We start from the raw sequence: 17,855 nt of genomic DNA, 5'->3' as shown, positions 1-17,855 counted from the left end.
GGGCTATTCGCTCTCGGTCTTCTTCGCAGGAGCCTTCTTGACCGGGGCCTTCTTCGCGGCAGTGGTCTTGGTAGCAGTGGTCTTGGTGGCGGTCTTCTTGGCAGCAGCTTTTTTGGCCGGAGCCTTCTTCGCCGCAGTCTTCTTTGCCGGGGCTTTCTTGGCGGCCGCCTTCTTGGCCGGTGCCTTCTTCTTCACCGGGCCGCGAGCACGCCTGTCCGCCAACAACTCCGATGCACGGTCGTCGGTGATCGACTCGACCTCGTCGTCCTTGCGCAGACTCGCGTTGGTCTCACCGTCGGTGACGTACGGCCCGAATCGGCCGTCCTTGATCACCATCGGCTTCTCACTGATCGGGTCGACGCCCAGCTCTCGCAGCGGCGGCTTGGCCTCCCCCTGACGTCCGCGACGCTTGGGCTCGGCGTAGATCTTCAGAGCCTCTTCGAGACTGACCGTGAACATCTGATCCTCGTCCGCGAGCGAGCGAGAGTCGGTGCCCTTCTTCAGATACGGGCCGTAACGGCCGTTCTGCGCGGTGATCTCTTCCTTGGACTCGGGATCGACGCCGACGATGCGCGGCAACGACAGCAGCTTGAGGGCATCCTCGAGCGTGATCGTCGCCAGATCCATCGACTTGAGCAACGAGCCGGTCCGCGGCTTGGGGCCGGTGGCCTTCTTCGCGGCAGCCTTCTTGGCCGGTGCTTTCTTGGCTGCAGCCTTCTTCACCGCAGTCTTGACGCCACCGCCACCATCACCGTCGTTACCGGTCGGGATCGGCACGATATCGGGCTGAGGCGGCGTCGGCTCGGGTTCCGGCTCGGGCAGGATCTCGGTGACGTACGGCCCGAAACGGCCTTCCTTCGCGACGATGTCGTGGCCGGTCAACGGATCCACACCGAGCTTGCGGCCCTCTTGCGGTGTGGCGAAGAGCTTTTCGGCGAAGTCGAGCGTCAACTCGTCCGGCGGCAGATCGTCGGGCAGGTTCGCCCGCTGGCTGATCGGATCGCCGTCCGGATCGTCGTCGTTCTTGACCATGCGTTCGAGGTACGGACCGTAACGGCCCACGCGCACATGGATTTCGCGTCCCTCGGAGTCGTCGAACAGACGGATCGAGTTGATGGTGCGGGCGTCGATCTCTTCGAGATTCTGGCCCACCATCTTCTTCAGGCCGCCGGATCGCGCCACCGAACCCTCGGCACCGGTCTCGCCGCCGAAGTAGAAGTTCTGCAGCCAATCGCCGCGTCGCTCACGGCCTCCCGCGATCGCGTCGAGATCGTCTTCCATTCCGGCGGTGAAATCGAAGTCCACCAGACGCCCGAAGTGCGCTTCCAGCAACGCAATCACCGAGAACGCCACCCACGACGGCACCAGAGCACTGCCACGCTTGTAGACGTAACCGCGGTCGAGGATGGTCTTGATGATCGAGGAATACGTCGACGGCCGACCGATTCCCAGCTCTTCGAGCGTCTTGATGAGCGACGCCTCGGTGAATCGAGCCGGCGGGTTGGTGGTGTGACCGTCGGGATCGAGCTTGGTGGCCGTCACTGCCTGTCCGGCCTTCAGCGCGGGCAGACGCGACTCGGCGTCGTCGGTCTGACCGCCCGCCTCGTCGTCGACGCTCTCGACGTAGGCCTTGAGGAAGCCGGCGAACGTGATGGTGCGGCCCGACGCGGAGAACGTGCACTCCTCGCCTGTGCCTGCGGTTCCGGTGATGCGCAGCGTCAGTGTGGTGCCGCGCAGATCCGCCATCTGCGACGCCACCGTGCGCTGCCAGATCAGCTCGTACAGCCGGAATTCGTCGGTCTGCAGCGCCGAGTGCAGCTGGCCGGGAGTCTGGAACACGTCACCCGCGGGGCGGATGGCCTCGTGCGCCTCCTGCGCGTTCTTGACCTTGCGGGTGTACTGCCGGGGAGTGGGATGCACGTACTCGGGGCCGTAGAGCTCGGTTGCCTGCGCCCGTGCCGCGGAGACCGCCGACGCGGACAGCGACGTCGAGTCGGTACGCATGTAGGTGATGTAGCCGTTCTCGTACAGACGCTGCGCCACTCGCATGGTCCGTTCGGAACTGAACCGCAGCTTGCGACCGGCCTCCTGCTGCAGCGTCGACGTCATGAACGGCGGGTACGGCTTGCGGGTGTACGGCTTGTCCTCTGCCGACGCGACCGTCAGATCGACGCCTTCGAGAGCCTCGGCGAGGCGTCGGGCACGCGGTTCGTCCAACACGGTCACGGACTCGGTCTTGAGTTTGCCGTCGGCCCCGAAATCGCGACCGGCGGCGACGCGATTGCCGTCGACGTTGACCAGCCGGGCTCCGAAACTGCGCGGGCTCGCCTCGGCACCGGCGTCGAGCGTGGCGGAGATGTCCCAGTACTCGGCGCTGCGGAATGCCATCCGCTCGCGCTCACGCTGGACGATGATGCGGGTGGCGACGGATTGCACTCGGCCCGCCGACAGCTTCGGCATGACCTTCTTCCACAGCACCGGGCTCACTTCGTAGCCGTAGAGACGGTCGAGGATACGACGGGTCTCCTGGGCGTCGACCAGGTCTTGGTCGAGGTCGCGAGTGTCGGCGGCGGCCGCGAGGATCGCCGGCTTGGTGATCTCGTGGAAGACCATGCGTCGAACAGGGACTTTGGGGTTCAGGGTCTCGAGGAGATGCCAGGCGATGGCCTCACCCTCGCGGTCGGGGTCAGTGGCGAGATACAGCTCGTCGGCGTCTTTGAGCAGACTTTTCAGCTCTGCGACCTTGCCCTTCTTCTCGGGCGAGACGACGTAGAGGGCCTCGAAGTCGTGGTCGACGTCCACACCGAGACGCGCCCAGGGCTCGCCCTTGTACTTGGCGGGGACGTCCGCGGCACCGCGGGGAAGGTCGCGAATATGGCCGACGGAGGCCTCGACGACGTAGTTGCTCCCCAGGTACGGGGCGATCTTCCTTGCCTTGGTCGGAGACTCGACGATGACCAGACGACGCGGCTCGGCGGAGCTGTCCCCCGTGCCGTTCTTACGTGCTGCCACCTTGCTGCCGAACCTTCCCTAGTGCGTTTTCACAGGCAGATTTGCCTGTCCCACTACTAACAGACTGACATACGTCGACCAAATACTCGCAGATCAGTCACATATCGGGCTACTCCGCGCGCGGCCAAATGGTACGTGCGTCCACGTTCCGGGGAGCCTCACCGACGTTCTCGGTGAGACGCAACAGCCGTCGTCGACCGGTGATTCTCAGCCCCGGATTGGAGCCTCGAGTGCCGATCAGCGTCGGCGCGATGCCCGCACGCATCAACGACTGCGCGAGGACGGAATGGGTGTCCGGTGCGTGAGGATCGAGTCCGAGCACGTACCGCTCACCCTCGGCCTCGGGACGACCGGCCGCCAGCACCCAGGCGCGGAGTTCGCGCGAACCCGGTACCCACCCGGGAGGGACGGCTTTGACAGCACCCTTGGTCCACAGAGACGCCAGTGCGAACAGTTCGGGCACCGACGCGGTACGCACCAACGGCCGGTTCTCCTCCGATCGCCCCAACTCTGCAGTCAGACCACACTGCGCGATGAGTTCGGCGATGGCCTCCGCGCGCCACTGCGCGTCGACGACGACTGAAATACGGGCCGAGCCCGCGGAGGTGACGACGTGGCCGGTGGCAGCCAGCAGCCCACTGAGATCGGTCACCGCGGGCGGCAACGATTCGGCGGAGAAGAAGGACAGCTGGTTCACAGCAAGGACATTAGGACATCGGCGGCCACGCTCACGGCTTTCGCCGCACTCGGGTGGTTCGGATATGAGTCATCCCCCTCCCGCGATCGACTCCACCGGAGACCACCGCGAAAGGGGGATGACAGTTCTCGACTCGGATCAGACTGCGCGAACGCCCGTTGCCTGAGGACCCTTGGTGCCCTGGCCGACCTCGAACTCCACGCGCTGGTTCTCCTCGAGGGTGCGGAAACCGCTGCCCTGAATCTCGGAGTAGTGGACGAAAACGTCAGCGGAGCCGTCTTCTGGTGCGATGAATCCAAAGCCCTTTTCGGCGTTGAACCACTTCACAGTTCCCTGTGCCATGCTTTTCCTTCTCTTTCTAACACCGGATTCGATGGAGCGCACTTTCGATCCATCGGGCCGGTTCCGACCGCTGCACTTGTACGAATCCCCCTCAGGATTCCCCCTGATGGACGAGCTCTCCCAGTACCGCGCCCGCAACATGAGATCCTGCGAAGCGTAGAACGAACACAGAAGCTGCGACCGCGTCAAGTGAACCATGAACTCCACGTTCGCAACAGTCGAAAACCGACCCTTTTCGAACAATTTGCCCATGTTGTGGAAACGCACAACACGAGACGGATGAATTGCGGCTCCCACCAGGGCCCGAACGAGCCGTCGACGGCCCGCGATAGCATGGGGATCCCAGGTCGCGAAGAGCCCGACGGCGCTTGTAGATCGAACGAATGCATGGAGACCGGCAGTGAGCGAGAACCATCCGCTGGACGGTGCGGATGGCGCGAGCTACGGGCAGCGGTTGTTGGATCGAGTACTGGCGGGTTCGCCCGCGAACGAGAGCCCGCTGACCCACGTCGCCGAACTGCCGGCACGGGTCTCGCAGTTCGCCTCCTGGCCGTCGTGGGTGGGCCCGGAAGTGGTGCAGGTGATCACCTCTCGTGGGATCGCACAACCGTGGACGCATCAGGCACGTGCGGCAACACTCGCCGCCGAGGGCAATCACGTGGTGCTCTCGACGAGCACCGCGTCGGGCAAATCGTTGGCGTATCAACTTCCCATTCTGACGACTCTTTCTGCCGACGCTCGGGCGACCGCGCTGTACCTGGCTCCCACCAAGGCCCTCGGTGCCGATCAGCTACGCACCACCATCTCGATCACCGACGAGTTGCGGGAACTGTCAGGCGAACTCGCAGAGGTGTTCCCGAGTGCCTACGACGGTGACACTCCGATCGAGATTCGCCAGTGGGCACGCACCAATGCGCGGTGGATCTTCACCAACCCCGACATGCTGCACCTTGGCATTCTCGGTTCGCACGAGCGTTGGTCTCGGTTTCTCCGCAATCTTCGTTATGTGGTTGTCGACGAATGTCACTACTACCGCGGCGTTTTCGGATCCAATGTCGCGTTGGTGCTTCGCAGGCTCCGACGCCTCTGCGCACGGTACGGTGCATCACCGGTGTTCGTGCTCGCCAGCGCCACCACGTCCGAGCCAGGGCGGGCTGCGAGCCGCCTCATCGGAGCGCCGTGCGAAGAAGTCACCGAGGACGGCTCCCCGCACGGAGCCCGCACCGTCGCACTGTGGGAACCACCGCTGCTGAAAGAGATCACCGGTGAAAACGGCGCTCCGGTAAGGAAATCCGCAGGCGCGGAGGCGTCGCGCATCATGGCCGATCTGTTGGTGGAGGGTGCCCGTACGCTGGCATTCGTACGCTCCAGGCGCGGAGCCGAGGTCACCGCACTCGGCGCTCAGAGAATTCTCGCCGACGTCGATCCGCAACTGGTGCGACGCGTCGCCGCCTATCGCGCAGGGTATTTGGCGGAGGACCGGCGAAAACTGGAATCCGATCTGTCCGACGGCACGTTGTTGGGCGTCGCCACCACCAACGCACTCGAATTGGGCGTCGACATTGCCGGTTTGGACGCGGTGATCGTCGCCGGCTTCCCCGGTACCGTCGCGTCGTTCTGGCAGCAGGGCGGCCGCGCCGGACGTCGCGGAGAAGGATCGCTCCTGGTTCTCGTTGCGCGCGACGATCCACTCGACACGTATCTGGTGCATCACCCGGCGGCCCTGCTGGACAAGCCCGTCGAGGCCACCGTCACCGACCCCACCAATCCGTACATTCTGGCTCCGCAATTGCTCTGCGCTGCAGTCGAACTGCCGATCACCCTAGCCGAGGCCGAGGAGCTGAGCGCAGAATCGGTACTCGAGGAGCTCGAGCTGAAGGGCTACGTGCGCAAGCGTCCGCACGGATGGTTCATCACGCCCGAGGGCCAGCAACTCTCACCGCACGGTGCGGTGAACATCCGCGGCGGCACCGGTGTGCAGGTGGCCATCGTCGACGGCGAGTCCGGCCGCATGCTCGGTACGGTCGACGGCGGACGAGCACCCGCCACTGCACATCCCGGCGCCGTCCACATCCACCAGGGCGAGTCGTTCGTGGTCGACGAACTCGATCTCGACGCCGGTCTGGCGTTGGTGCACGCGGAGCAACCCGAGTGGAACACCTCGGCCCGCGAGATCACCGACATCTCGATCACTGCGGTGCACGAATCCGTCGACTACGGCGAGGTGCGCGTCGCACTGGTGCAGGTGAACGTCACCCATCAGGTCGTCGGATATCTCCGACGCCTGCTCTCGGGCGAGGTACTCGATTCCATCGAACTCGACATGCCCGCCCAGACCCTCGACACCCGAGCCGTCATGTACACCATCACACCGGAGTTGTTGGAGCACAGCGGGGTTCCGTACGAACGATTCCCCGGATCTCTGCACGCAGCCGAACACGCCGCCATCGGATTGCTGCCCTTGGTTGCAACGTGCGATCGATGGGACATCGGCGGAGTGTCGACGGCTCTACACCCCGACACCGGGCTGCCGACGGTCTTCGTCTACGACGGATACGACGGCGGAGCCGGATTCGCCGACCGCGGCCACGTGGCCATCGCCGATTGGCTCGCCGCCACCAAGGACGCCATCGTCTCCTGCGAATGCCAAACCGGATGCCCATCCTGTGTGCAATCCCCAAAATGTGGAAACGGCAACGATCCACTGGACAAAGACGGTGCCGTTCGAGTGTTGACGGCGATACTCGCGGCCGTCACTCGAGAGGGTTGACCCGGCTTGGGTCCTGGGCGCTGGGGTGTGAGTGCGGGGTTCGGCGGTTCGGGGTTCGCCGCGTCCCGGGTTCGAGGCAAACGCGCGCGCACTCGCTGAACGCGCGCAAAATCGCGGCCAGAACGGAGCGATTCCGCGCGCGTCTGGCAAACGCGCGCGCATTTGTCAGAGGTCTGGACGCGACGCGCGCTGTCATCCGCACCCGGCAACAAGAGGAGCCCTGGCGAATCTCCAGCACACCGTCGACTCGACTGTGATCGATCGCAAATGTGCGCAACTCTGACGGCGTGTCAGTTCTGAGGCTGTTCCAATTCTGGTGACTCGGCACAGGCTCGGAGCCTCTGGAGGTTCGACATGACGGTGATCGACCAACCAACGGATCTGTCTCCTGCGGCCGTTCCAACCATCGCAGACAAGGTCGGGTGCCACTATCGACCACCGCACGATTACGAGGTCGGTCGCGAACAAATTCGTGAATTCGCCCGTTCCGTCCACGACGACCATCCCGCCCATCGCCTCGAAATCGCGGCCGCTGCGCTCGGCTACGCCACGTTGATCGCTCCGGTCACCTTTGTCAGCGTCATCGGCACCCGATTGCTGCCCGAACTGTTCGCCCACCTGCTGATCGGCTATTCCGTCAGCGACGTTCTACACACAGATCAACAAATCCTGATCCGCCGACCGATGCAGGTCGGCGATCGCGTCAGCTCCGACCTGTGCCTGGAATCGTTTCGGCAATCCTCGGGAAGCGACGTGATGGTCACCAGTAACACCCTCACCGATCAGCGAGGCGACGTACTGGCAGTCACCCGAACGACTTTCGTGGCCCGGACCGGTGGATACACCGATCCAGAGATCGCCGATGCGCTGCACAAGCTGATGCGGAGCTGACGGGCCGGGGCACGGGCACGCCACCCTGCGCGTCGTTGCCAACACCTCGGGTGGTGTGGTGGGAAGAGGATCAGCCCACAGAATCGAGACCGTCACATGCCCATCACCCGGCAGCTACCCAACCCCTCCGATCTCCGTGACCTCATATCGTTCAAGAAGCCCGATCTGAATCTGCGTCGACGACGCCTGAACGCCGCTCTCACCATCGACGATCTTCGTACCATCGCCCGCCGTCGCACCCCTCGCGCGGCATTCGACTACACCGACGGTGCCGCTGACGCCGAGATCTCGCTGTCGCGGGCTCGTCAGGCCTTCCGCGACGTCGAATTCCATCCCTCGATCCTGCGGGACGTCTCCCACGTCGACACCTCGACGACGGTGTTCGGTGGGCCTTCCGCGCTCCCGTTCGGCATCGCCCCGACTGGATTCACCCGCCTGATGCAGACCGAGGGCGAATACGCCGGTTCTGCAGCCGCCGGCGCTGCGGGAATTCCGTTCTGCCTCTCGACCCTGGGCACCACGTCGATCGAGGACGTCAAGGCCACCAACGCGAATGGGCGAAACTGGTTCCAGCTCTACGTCATGCGAGATCGTGACATCTCGTTCGGGCTGGTCGAACGCGCAGCAAAGGCAGGCTTCGACACACTCCTGTTCACGGTCGACACACCGGTCGCCGGAGCTCGCCTACGAGACAAGCGAAACGGGTTCTCCATCCCGCCGCAGTTGACCGCGTCGACGATCGCCAACGCCATTCCGCGTCCGTGGTGGTGGTGGGATTTCCTCACCACGGCCAAGCTCGAGTTCGCGTCGTTGTCTTCCACCGGCGGCACGGTCGGAGAGCTGCTCAATTCAGCGATGGATCCATCGATCTCGTTCGACGATCTCGACGTCATCCGTGACATCTGGCCCGGCAAGCTCGTCGTCAAAGGTGTTCAGTCTGTGGCAGATTCGGCCCGTCTGGCCGAACTGGGAGTCGACGGGATCATTCTGTCGAACCATGGAGGTCGACAACTCGATCGCGCTCCCGTTCCCTTCCACCTGTTGCCTCAGGTCGTTCGCGAAGTCGGCTCCGACTTCGAGGTAGCCGTCGACACAGGCATCATGCATGGTGCCGATATCGTCGCCTCCATCGCGATGGGTGCGTCGTTCACGCTCGTCGGCCGGGCCTACCTGTACGGCCTGATGGCCGGGGGTCGCGAGGGCGTCGACCGCATGATCGACATCCTGCGCGAGGAAATCGTGCGCACCATGCAACTGCTGCAGGTCAATTCACTCGTGGAACTGACTCCGGAGCACGTCACCCAGCTCACCCGGCTCGCCCCTCTGCAATCAGGTGCGCGCACCTTCCCGCCACGCTGACCGCTGCAGACGGAACGTCGAGGCCGGGGTTCGAGGCCGGGGTTCGAGGCCGGGGTTCGAGGCCGGGGTTCGAGGCCGGGGTTCAAGGCAAACGCGCGCGCATTCGCTGAACGCTCGCGAAATAGCCGGCCAGACGGGGCGATTCCGCTCGCACCTGGCAAACGCGCGCGCGTTTGCGGATACGGGCAGTCGAGCGGGCGTCCGGTCAACCCGGACCCGCCCGAGCCGAGGCGATGGCGTCGGACATTCCGAAGCGACCCAGGAACACCGGCTGACCCACCGTCACGATCACGTCCCACTCGTCGATCGTGCACTTCCGCAAATCAGTCGACATCCTGCTCGCCACTGATCGCGCCGACTCGCAAGCGTCGGCCACCCCACGATCCAGTGCCCCCGCCCCGGCCAACGCCGCGAGATCGGCCGCAGACTGCGCCTGATGACGAGCACCCACCGCCGAACCGACGTGCATCACCATCACCACGACGGCGATCAACGCCGATATCGCCAGCGCCGCCAACACCGTCGCGCCACCCTCGTCGTCGCGCAACCTCATTCCACTGCAACCGGTTCCGCAGCAGCAACCGCCTCGGCCGACAACGTCAAGCCCGGTAGCGGACTCGCCACCTCCACCCGCGCGACGAAGAACTCGCCATCCTCCCTCACCGTCACCAGAGCCCCCTCCGGCGCGACCCTCTCCCCTACCGAGACAGCACGGGCCCCATCACCTCTGGCCGCTAATCGAGCTGCTTCCCTCGCCGCATCGACACAGCCGATGTGCATGGTGACCGACACGATCGCACCGATACACACCACGATCACCGCGACGATGGACGCGATCGCGAACGCCGCCTCCACCGTCACGGCCCCGTCATCATCGGTCGCGATCAGACGGCAGTGTTCAACGCTCGATCGATGATCCCCGTCAACGCCGACACGATGCTGTCCCCCGTCACCACCGTGTACAGCACCGCCCCGAACGCCGCGGCGGCGATGGTGCCGATCGCATACTCCGCCGTGGACATGCCATCGTCCTCCACACCGAACAACACGATTCGAGTCTTCAACTCCTGCAGTGCGTTCTCGATCATCTCGATTCCCCTCCCTGTTCTCCGACGCGGCAGTTCCGCACCGGAAGATTGTCGGCGCGGCGGTCACAGCAGACCGCCGCCCAGTACGTTGCCCGCCAGGCCGATCACCACGGGGATGATGCCGAGACAGATGAAGGCAGGCAGAAAGCACAAACCCAGCGGCCCGCTGATCAGCACGCCCGCGCGTTCGGCCACAGCAGCCGACGCGTCCTCGGCGCGAGTTCGTTGCGTCGCAGCCAGTTCCGTCATCGCCGACGCCATGGACGAGCCGGCCCGCGCAGATCGGCGTGCCATTCGCGCCAACGCCTCGGTTTCCGGATCGTGCGCGACGGCGTCCCATGCGGTCTCGGCATCGGCTCCGAGTTCGAGCAGATCGGCAGCTTTGCGTAACGCGATCCCGAACGAGGCGGGAGCGGACTGCGCTGCGGCTGTAGCGGCCGTTGCGATCGGAAGCCCCGATCGCAAACACGCGGCGAGCAGGTCGAATGTCGTTGCCACCGCGAGTGGATCGGGTCTCGAAACATCGACGACGTCGGTCTCGGCGCGGCCATCGGCTGCCTGTCTGCGCAGCCCGCCGCCGACCGAAGGCAGAGCGACCAACGCCGTTGCCAGGCAGAGGACTGCAGCCCACATCATGTGGTCACCTTGCCGGTGATCGCGTCGGTCCACAGCAGGCCCGCGCAGCCGAGTGCCGTTCCGATACACAGCAGAACGCCGCCCACCCCACCGCCGAGCAGAATCTGCAATGGATTCGCACCCATCAACTGGCCGAGCGCAACACCGAGGATCGGCAGACCAGCCAGCACCAATGCAGTAGCCCGCGCACCGGCCAGCGATGCGTCGGTTCGTTCGCGGAACCGTCTGCGCCCCAGCATGTCGTCGCGAACAGCGTCGAGCAGTTCGGCGAGCGCGAGCCCATGCTCGTCGGCCACGTGCCAGGCTGCGGCCAGCCGTCCGAGCTCGGCGTCCAGCAGCGAATCGGACGCGGCAATACCGTCGGCCGCCCTGCCGCCGAGCCTGGACCGCGATGCCGCACCGCGCAGCGCAGCCGAGGCAATTCCGCCGCATTCGTCGGCCGCCACCGCGCTGGCCGTGGCGGGGTGAGATCCCACGCGAAGCTCGCCGACGATGACCTCGACTCCGGTTGCCAACCAGTGTAATTCGATCGCTCGTCGATCGCGCTCCAGCCGACGTCTGAAGCGAGTCCACCCGGTACCTCCCGCCACCGCCGCTGCGGCCACGGCCCAGACGCCGCCGAGCCACCACACCGCGACAGCCGCAACCAGTGCAGCGCAGCTCGGCACCAGCCATTGCGGCACCGTCGATGCCCTGCGCTTCTCTATAACCAGTCCCCTGGAACCGTTCGGCCACAACAGAACTGCGACAGCGACGAGAACCAGTACAGCCGTCATCGGACATCCCCGCAGCGGCGGTCCAACAGTTCGACCAGTCGACTCTCACCCGGCAGTGCGTCGCCGTCCACAGACCAGGCCGGCACGATGTGTACCCGTCCGGTCGGATCGACGTCGACCACCCCGATCTCCCGCAACCGTCGCGTACCGTCCGCGCTGCGATGAACGTGTAGCACCACCTGAACGGCCGCGGCAAGCTGACTGTGCAGCGCATCACGTCCCATTCCACCCAGCGCCGCAAGGGCTTCGAGACGCGCCGGCACTTCGGCGGGGGAGTTCGCATGGATCGTTCCGGCTCCGCCGTCGTGCCCGGTGTTGAGTGCCGTCATCAGGTCGATCACCTCGGGGCCGCGTACCTCACCGACAACGAGCCGATCGGGGCGCATCCGCAGTGCTTGACGAACCAGCTGCCGCACCGATACCTCCCCCACCCCTTCGACATTGGGCGCGCGGGCTACAAGACGCACCACGTGCGGATGTGCCGGTGCCAACTCGGCCGCGTCCTCCACGCAGACGATCCGTTCGGCCGGATCCACCTCACCCAACAGCGCGGCAAGGAGTGTGGTCTTTCCAGCGCCGGTACCACCGACGACCAAGAAGGCCAAGCGTCCGAACACGATTCGACGCAGCAGCTCGTAGCAGGCGTCGGTCACGGCGCCCGATGCACGCAGCGCTGCGAGTCCCTGCGTCGCGGGTCGCAGAACCCGAAGCGACACACACGTTCCCCCGCTCGCCACCGGTGCCAGCACAGCGTGCAGCCGGACGCCGAACACGTCCCGCCCCACTCCGGGCAGCCGACCGTCGACCCAGGGTTGCGCGTCGTCCAATCGCCGACCGGCCGACAGTGCGAGCCGCTGCGCCAGCCGACGCACGGCCGCTTCGTCGGCGAAGCGAATCGCGGTGCGTTCGAGTCCACGCCCACGATCGATCCATACCTGATCCGGCGCGGTGACCAGCACGTCGGTCACTCCCGGCTCGGACAGCAGCGGCTCGAGCGGGCCCGCTCCGGTCAGCTCGGTCTGCAGAACACGCAGCGCCGCAAGCATATCCGTGTCACCGATGACGCCCCCTGCCTCGGCTCGGATGGCCGCGGCCACGGTCGCCGGAACGGGAGCGGCGGCAGATACAGCAAGGCGATCACGGACGCGGTCCAACAGATCCGCAGTGACGACGGCGCTCACGCCGCCCACCGCCGTGCGCCGGGCTTCTGCGCGAAGGTCTCCAGCACGCCGCTCGCCGCTGCCGCCAAGGGCGAACGTCGACCGAGAACGAGGCCGCCCCGCTCGAGTCGCTCGGCCAATCCCGGCTCGGCGCGCATCGACGTCAACAGCGGTAGATCGAGGGCGACGGCAATATCGTCGGCCCGCAGCCCGCCCGGCGCAGGTCCTCGAACGACGATACCGACGTTGGCATTTCGATCTGCCACGTGCGCTGCGATCGCTTCCGCGGAGGTGACGGCGCGTAGCTCCGCCGGCAGCACCAGCACGACGAGGTCCGCGGCGGCGTACAGAGCGTCGGAGATGTCGCCGGGATGACGCGGGACATCACACACCACCAGATCGCCCGCTGCGCGTCCTGCGTCGAGCACAGCCGTCACAGCGACGGCAGTCAGCCCGAGACTCCGGCTCTCGGATCTGCCGAGGGCCAACACGGACAGCCCGTCGCGCGAGGGCAGTGCACCGTGCAAGGCGTCGGCGGATACTCGACCACCTTCGACGACCAACCCAGACCACCGCAGACCGGGCGTGTTCTCCCAGCCGAGCAACAGATCGAGTCCACTGCCGTACCGGTCGCCCTCCACGAGCAATGCGCGCCGACCCGCGCTGCTACTACTCAGACCGAGCGCAGCGGCGAGCGTCGACGATCCTGCTCCACCCCGCGCGCCGACCACGGCGATGACGCCACCGTCTCCTGTCGGTGCCGACGCCGGTTCGCCCAGCAGGCGCACCAACGCATCCTCGTCCGAGGGCAGCGAGATCACTTGTTCGGCACCGAGCGCGGTGGCGGTTCGCCAATCGTCGAGTGTCGGCGTTGCAGCAGTCACGAGAACGACACCCGCTCGTCGCGAATATCCGATCGACAGAGCGGTCTCGGCGGACGCGAAATCGACCAAAATAGTTCCGGCGTGATCCCAGATCGACCGTGTCGAATCGATACCGACCAGTAAGTTCTGCTCTTCCACAACACAATCCGCGGCCGCCGCAATTCGATACACGTCCTCGCGCAGACCGCGAAGTTCGATCGACATCGCGACGGACGAGTGTGCGCTGTGCTGTAGCCGGTCCGTTTTCATGGGCCAAGCCTGCGTGAGAATTTGCTCGAGATGCGCGCGACTTGGGGAAATGTGGATAGATTCGGCCCTGTGGATGAATAACGGTACCTCTGTACCACTTTTCGACCCAACCCAGAAAAGAGGACGACCCTCGCCAGGGGGGGAGGAGGCGAGGGTCGTCTGGTTCAGCCCCGGGGGGTCGGGCTGAACACCGCCCGGGATGAACCGGGCTCATGGAAAATACTACACCCGTGGATGTCCTTGTTTGCAAGTTCAACTGTCGGATTTTCTGGACGAACTTCGACCGAGTCCGCCAGTGCCACCACAGGACATCCTCCGGTCACCACCTGCCACTATGGTGACAAACGTGACCCAGAGCGCGAGCAACGACGACGCCCCCGCCGGCCGACGCCCAGCGCGCGTCGCGGCATTCTTCGACCTCGACAAAACGATCATCGCGAAGTCCAGCACGCTGGCATTCAGCAGGCCGTTCTTCGACCAAGGTCTGATCAACCGGCGGGCAGTACTCAAAAGCAGCTACGCGCAGTTTCTGTTCCTGCTCTCCGGGGCCGATCACGACCAGATGGAACGCATGCGCGCCCACATCGCGAGCATGACGGCCGGGTGGGACGTCGAACAGGTACGGGCAGTAGTTGCAGAAACCCTGCACAACATCGTCGATCCCCTCGTGTTCGCCGAGGCGGCCGACCTCATCGCCGACCACAAGCTCAGAGGGCACGACGTCGTGATCGTATCGGCGTCCGGCGACGAAATCGTGCATCCCATCGCAGAACTGCTGGGAGCCGACCACAGCATGGCGACCACGATGGTGACCGTGGATGGCAAGTACATCGGCGAGGTCGACTTCTACTGCTACGGCGAGGGAAAGGTCGACGCCATGAACTCCCTGGCAGCGCAACATGATTACGACCTGGCCTCGAGCTACGCGTATTCGGATTCGATCACCGATGTACCGATGCTCCGCGCTGTCGGGCACCCGACCGCCGTCAACCCCGACCGGGCACTGCGCAAGGAAGCCGCCTCCAACGGATGGCCGATTCTCACGTTCTCCAACCCGGTCTCGCTGCGATCGCGTATCCAGACCCCGTCCGGAAAGACCGTAGCGGTCAGTGCCGCAGCAAGTTTCAGCGCTCTTGCCGCAGGTGTGATCACCTACGGGCTGCTTCGTAGAAAACGATGAGGCACAAACCCTTGATGTGAGGCGCGTCACGGGGTACAAAGGACGTACGGAAGAACGCAAGGCCAAGAACGAATCGGAAGAGAAGATTCGCTCTCCCGACCGGGATTCCCAGCACGGACACCGGCACCCACGCGGAGCTTGCCACCTAATGGCAGAAGCGCTGTGGGCCTGCGAAATTCGCCAATGATCAGCAAGAACCCTGCACCGGTTGCAGGGATGACCTCATCACTGTCGAATCCTCGCCGAGGCCACGTGGTAGTCCATCACAGCCCACCTGTGCACGCTTGGTAACCAGGCGCTCCGTGCTAACGGGCGGCGACGTCGACGCAAGTCGGCATCGCCGCCCTTTTACGTGCTCACTACTGCGCAGCCTCGGCAATCGAAGTCGCTTCTGCCGCACCGGCTTCGAAAGCTCCACAGCACAGAATCACCCAACTGCCGACGCCCGTCGCGGTGCCCTCGGCAAATCCCGATGCGCCGTCTCGGTACGCGTTCGCTCGACGCATCCAGCTGACCTCGGGAACGCCGAGATTGTGTGGATCGAATCCCGACGATGCTGCCACCAGTCTCGATGCAGCACGCGCAACGATGCCGTCGGCAGATCCGAAAGCTTTGAGCGTCAACAACTCACCGTGCACCACCGCCGCGATCACCGGGGCGGGTGCAGAGGTGCCACCGGTCACCAGCTGAGCGAGCAGATCGAGTCGCTCGCCGACTCCCGCATCGCCGCGAGGGCGACCGAGGGCGGAGGCGTCGTCGACGAGGTCGGCCGCGGCCAACAAGTGCAGACGAGCAAGGGTCTGCAATGGGGCGCGCTTCCAGGTCGACAGTGTGTTCTGCAGAGCGTCACCGTCGAGGGCGGCGGCGACGCGGAGTGCGCCGGCAAGGATGGGGTCGCCTTCTTCACCGTCGCGGGGAAAATCCATCGAACCGCCCTCGAGCGCGGACGACGACCGAGCTGCACGCACAGCAGCCTCGGCCGCGTTGGCCGGCCAGCCGCGACGGTTGGTCTTGTGTCGATGCACTGCGCCCAGAGCGTCACGCGCGCGTTCGGCGGAGTCGACAACTCCGGGCAGTTCCAACAGCGGGGCGAGGGGGTCCGTCACGACAGACGACGGTACCCCCTCCCCTCACCCCTACTTTGCCCCTGCCGCCAACAGCTCGGCCCGGGCCTGGCGACGCTTGGCCTGTTCGGCCGGGTCCGGCACCGGGACGGCCGCGAGCAACCGCTTGGTGTACTCGTTGGTCGGACGACGCAGGATCTGGTCCGTCGTACCGAATTCGGCCAACTTGCCCTTGTTCAACACCGCGATGCGCTTGGCCAGCACCTCCACCACAGCGAGGTCGTGACTGATGAACAAGCAGGCGAAACCGTACTCACGCTGCAGTTCCTTGAACAGCTCGAGCACCTTCGCCTGTACCGACACATCCAACGCAGATGTCGGTTCGTCGGCCACCAGCAGCGTCGGCTCCAGGGCGAGCGCCCGCGCGATACCGACTCGTTGGCGCTGCCCACCGGACAGCTGGTGGGGATAGCGGTTGCGCATCGTCCGCGACAGATGCACCTGGTCGAGGAGTTCCTCGACCTTCTTGTTCCGCTCGGACGCACCGAGTTCGGTGTGCAGCAGCATCGGCTCGGCAATCGACTGGCCGATGGGCCAGCGCGGGTTCAGCGACGAACCCGGATCCTGGAACACGATGCCGACCTTGCTGCGCACCGCGCGCAGTTCACGATTCGACATGTTGGTGATGTCGACGCCGGCAATGGACAACGAGCCGCCGGTGAGCTTGTTCAGCCCAACCACGGCCTTGCCGATCGTGGACTTACCCGAGCCGGACTCGCCGACGAGACCGACGACCTCACCCATCTCGATATCGAGGCTGACCCCGTCGACAGCCCGGAAGACCGTGCGGCCCGGGTAGTCGATGACGCCGTCGACGATGCTCAGTGCGCGGGTGTCCTCGACGGCGCTCGGCTCGGCGATGGTCCCCGCGGCCACCGACTCGGTGCTGCTGCCGAGGTGCGGAACCGAGGCGAGCAACTGCTGCGTGTACGGATGCGACGCATCCTTGAAAATTGTTCGTGCAGCATCGGTTTCGACGATGACGCCGTCCTTCATCACCGCGATGCGGTCGGCCATGTCGGCCACCACACCCATGTCGTGGGTGATCAGGACGATCGACGCGTCGATTCGGTTCCGCAGGTCGCGCATCAGGTCGAGGATCTCGGCCTGCACCGTGACGTCCAATGCGGTGGTCGGCTCGTCCGCGATCAGCAGCGACGGATCCGAGGACAGCGCCTGGGCGATCATGGCGCGCTGACGCTGCCCACCGGAGAGCTGGTGCGGGTAGTAGTCCACCCGAGTCTCCGGATCAGGCATCTCGACGAGCTTCAGCAGCTCGACGGCCCGCGCCTTCGCTTCCTTCTTCGACAGCGACGTGTGCGCGCGGATGGCCTCGGTGATCTGCCAGCCGATCGAGTACACCGGGTTGAGCGCCGTCATCGGCTCCTGGAAGATGACCGCCACGTTCTTGCCGCGGATCGGTGCCAGCTGCTTCTCCGGCAGCCCGACCAATTCTTTGTCGCCGAGCACGATGCTGCCCGAGACACGTGAATTGTCTGCCAGCAGACCGGGAATGGCCATGGCAGTGGTCGACTTACCGGATCCGGACTCACCGACGATGGCCAGTACTTCACCGGCCGCGACGGTGAACGAGACGGAATCGGCGGCCTTGCGCCACACTTTCTCGACCTCGAACTCGACCGTCAGATCGGTGACGGTCAGGACCGTGTCCTTCTGGATACTCATG

Annotated in this window: 16 protein-coding genes; 4 read left to right on the top strand and 12 right to left on the bottom strand. The window is 65.1% G+C overall.

The genetic code is table 11. The features are described from left to right. Positions 1 to 3: 3 nt before the first annotated feature. From topA to BH93_RS04370, 3 genes are all read right to left on the bottom strand, one after another. Positions 4 to 3,012: a type I DNA topoisomerase gene (gene topA / locus BH93_RS04380; RefSeq protein WP_037176028.1), complete on the bottom strand. Its 3,009-nt coding sequence runs from the start codon at positions 3,010 to 3,012 to the stop codon at positions 4 to 6. 109 nt (positions 3,013 to 3,121) lie between these two features. Then, positions 3,122 to 3,709 carry a hypothetical protein gene (locus tag BH93_RS04375; protein ID WP_037176027.1) on the bottom strand — a complete coding sequence of 196 codons (588 nt, stop codon included), beginning with the start codon at positions 3,707 to 3,709 and terminating at the stop codon, positions 3,122 to 3,124. A 138-nt stretch (positions 3,710 to 3,847) separates the two neighbouring features. Next, positions 3,848 to 4,051, bottom strand: a complete 204-nt coding sequence (locus BH93_RS04370) for a cold-shock protein (RefSeq protein WP_005248460.1) — start codon at positions 4,049 to 4,051, stop codon at positions 3,848 to 3,850. Positions 4,052 to 4,451: 400 nt separating this feature from the next. On the opposite strand from BH93_RS04370, the gene BH93_RS04365 reads away from it, so the two are divergent. The 3 genes from BH93_RS04365 (at position 4,452) to BH93_RS04355 (ending at position 9,071) form a co-directional block, all read left to right on the top strand. Beyond that, positions 4,452 to 6,821, top strand: coding sequence for a DEAD/DEAH box helicase (locus BH93_RS04365; RefSeq protein ID WP_197914546.1), 2,370 nt, complete (start codon positions 4,452 to 4,454; stop codon positions 6,819 to 6,821). Between the two features lie 354 nt (positions 6,822 to 7,175). Beyond that, positions 7,176 to 7,712 (top strand): FAS1-like dehydratase domain-containing protein, encoded by a 537-nt coding sequence (locus tag BH93_RS04360; protein ID WP_052065541.1) that lies wholly within the window; start codon positions 7,176 to 7,178, stop codon positions 7,710 to 7,712. 96 nt (positions 7,713 to 7,808) lie between these two features. Further along, positions 7,809 to 9,071, top strand: coding sequence for an alpha-hydroxy acid oxidase (locus BH93_RS04355; RefSeq protein WP_037176026.1), 1,263 nt, complete (start codon positions 7,809 to 7,811; stop codon positions 9,069 to 9,071). Positions 9,072 to 9,276: 205 nt separating this feature from the next. Here BH93_RS04355 and BH93_RS04350 read toward each other — a convergent pair whose 3' ends face one another. From BH93_RS04350 to ssd, 7 genes are all read right to left on the bottom strand, one after another. Further along, positions 9,277 to 9,624 carry an Rv3654c family TadE-like protein gene (locus tag BH93_RS04350; RefSeq protein WP_037176025.1) on the bottom strand — a complete coding sequence of 116 codons (348 nt, stop codon included), beginning with the start codon at positions 9,622 to 9,624 and terminating at the stop codon, positions 9,277 to 9,279. Beyond that, on the bottom strand, positions 9,621 to 9,932 hold the full coding sequence (locus BH93_RS04345; RefSeq protein ID WP_037176024.1) for a TadE family type IV pilus minor pilin: 312 nt from the start codon (positions 9,930 to 9,932) through the stop codon (positions 9,621 to 9,623). The genes BH93_RS04350 and BH93_RS04345 overlap by 4 nt, the downstream gene beginning before the upstream one ends. Before the next feature lie 23 nt (positions 9,933 to 9,955). Then, positions 9,956 to 10,159: a DUF4244 domain-containing protein gene (locus BH93_RS04340; RefSeq protein WP_032380048.1), complete on the bottom strand. Its 204-nt coding sequence runs from the start codon at positions 10,157 to 10,159 to the stop codon at positions 9,956 to 9,958. Positions 10,160 to 10,222: 63 nt separating this feature from the next. Further along, positions 10,223 to 10,795: a type II secretion system F family protein gene (locus BH93_RS04335; RefSeq protein WP_037176023.1), complete on the bottom strand. Its 573-nt coding sequence runs from the start codon at positions 10,793 to 10,795 to the stop codon at positions 10,223 to 10,225. Then, entirely contained in the window at positions 10,792 to 11,571 is a 780-nt protein-coding gene (locus tag BH93_RS04330; RefSeq protein WP_037176022.1) for a type II secretion system F family protein, read from the bottom strand. The genes BH93_RS04335 and BH93_RS04330 overlap by 4 nt, the downstream gene beginning before the upstream one ends. Beyond that, positions 11,568 to 12,761, bottom strand: coding sequence for a TadA family conjugal transfer-associated ATPase (locus BH93_RS04325; protein WP_037176021.1), 1,194 nt, complete (start codon positions 12,759 to 12,761; stop codon positions 11,568 to 11,570). Before BH93_RS04325 ends, BH93_RS04330 begins: the two co-directional genes overlap by 4 nt. Next, positions 12,749 to 13,864, bottom strand: coding sequence for a septum site-determining protein Ssd (gene ssd / locus BH93_RS04320; protein WP_080730713.1), 1,116 nt, complete (start codon positions 13,862 to 13,864; stop codon positions 12,749 to 12,751). Before ssd ends, BH93_RS04325 begins: the two co-directional genes overlap by 13 nt. 334 nt (positions 13,865 to 14,198) lie before the next feature. Between ssd and BH93_RS04315 the strand changes: the two genes are divergently transcribed. Next, positions 14,199 to 15,044 (top strand): HAD family hydrolase, encoded by an 846-nt coding sequence (locus BH93_RS04315; RefSeq protein WP_230592590.1) that lies wholly within the window; start codon positions 14,199 to 14,201, stop codon positions 15,042 to 15,044. Between the two features lie 359 nt (positions 15,045 to 15,403). Here the strand turns inward: BH93_RS04315 and BH93_RS04310 are convergent, their stop codons facing one another. Together BH93_RS04310 and BH93_RS04305 are read right to left on the bottom strand one after the other, a co-directional pair. Continuing rightward, positions 15,404 to 16,150: a hypothetical protein gene (locus BH93_RS04310; RefSeq protein ID WP_037176020.1), complete on the bottom strand. Its 747-nt coding sequence runs from the start codon at positions 16,148 to 16,150 to the stop codon at positions 15,404 to 15,406. A gap of 30 nt (positions 16,151 to 16,180) precedes the next feature. Further along, complete coding sequence (locus BH93_RS04305) at positions 16,181 to 17,854, bottom strand: ABC transporter ATP-binding protein (RefSeq protein ID WP_037176019.1); 1,674 nt, start codon at positions 17,852 to 17,854, stop codon at positions 16,181 to 16,183. Position 17,855: the final 1 nt, after the last annotated feature.

Origin of the sequence: Rhodococcoides fascians A25f (genome assembly GCF_000760935.2) — a bacterium.
GTDB lineage: Bacteria > Actinomycetota > Actinomycetes > Mycobacteriales > Mycobacteriaceae > Rhodococcoides.
The sequence above is the reverse complement of the archived record's forward strand: the minus strand, read 5'-3'. Positions and strand labels throughout refer to the sequence as shown.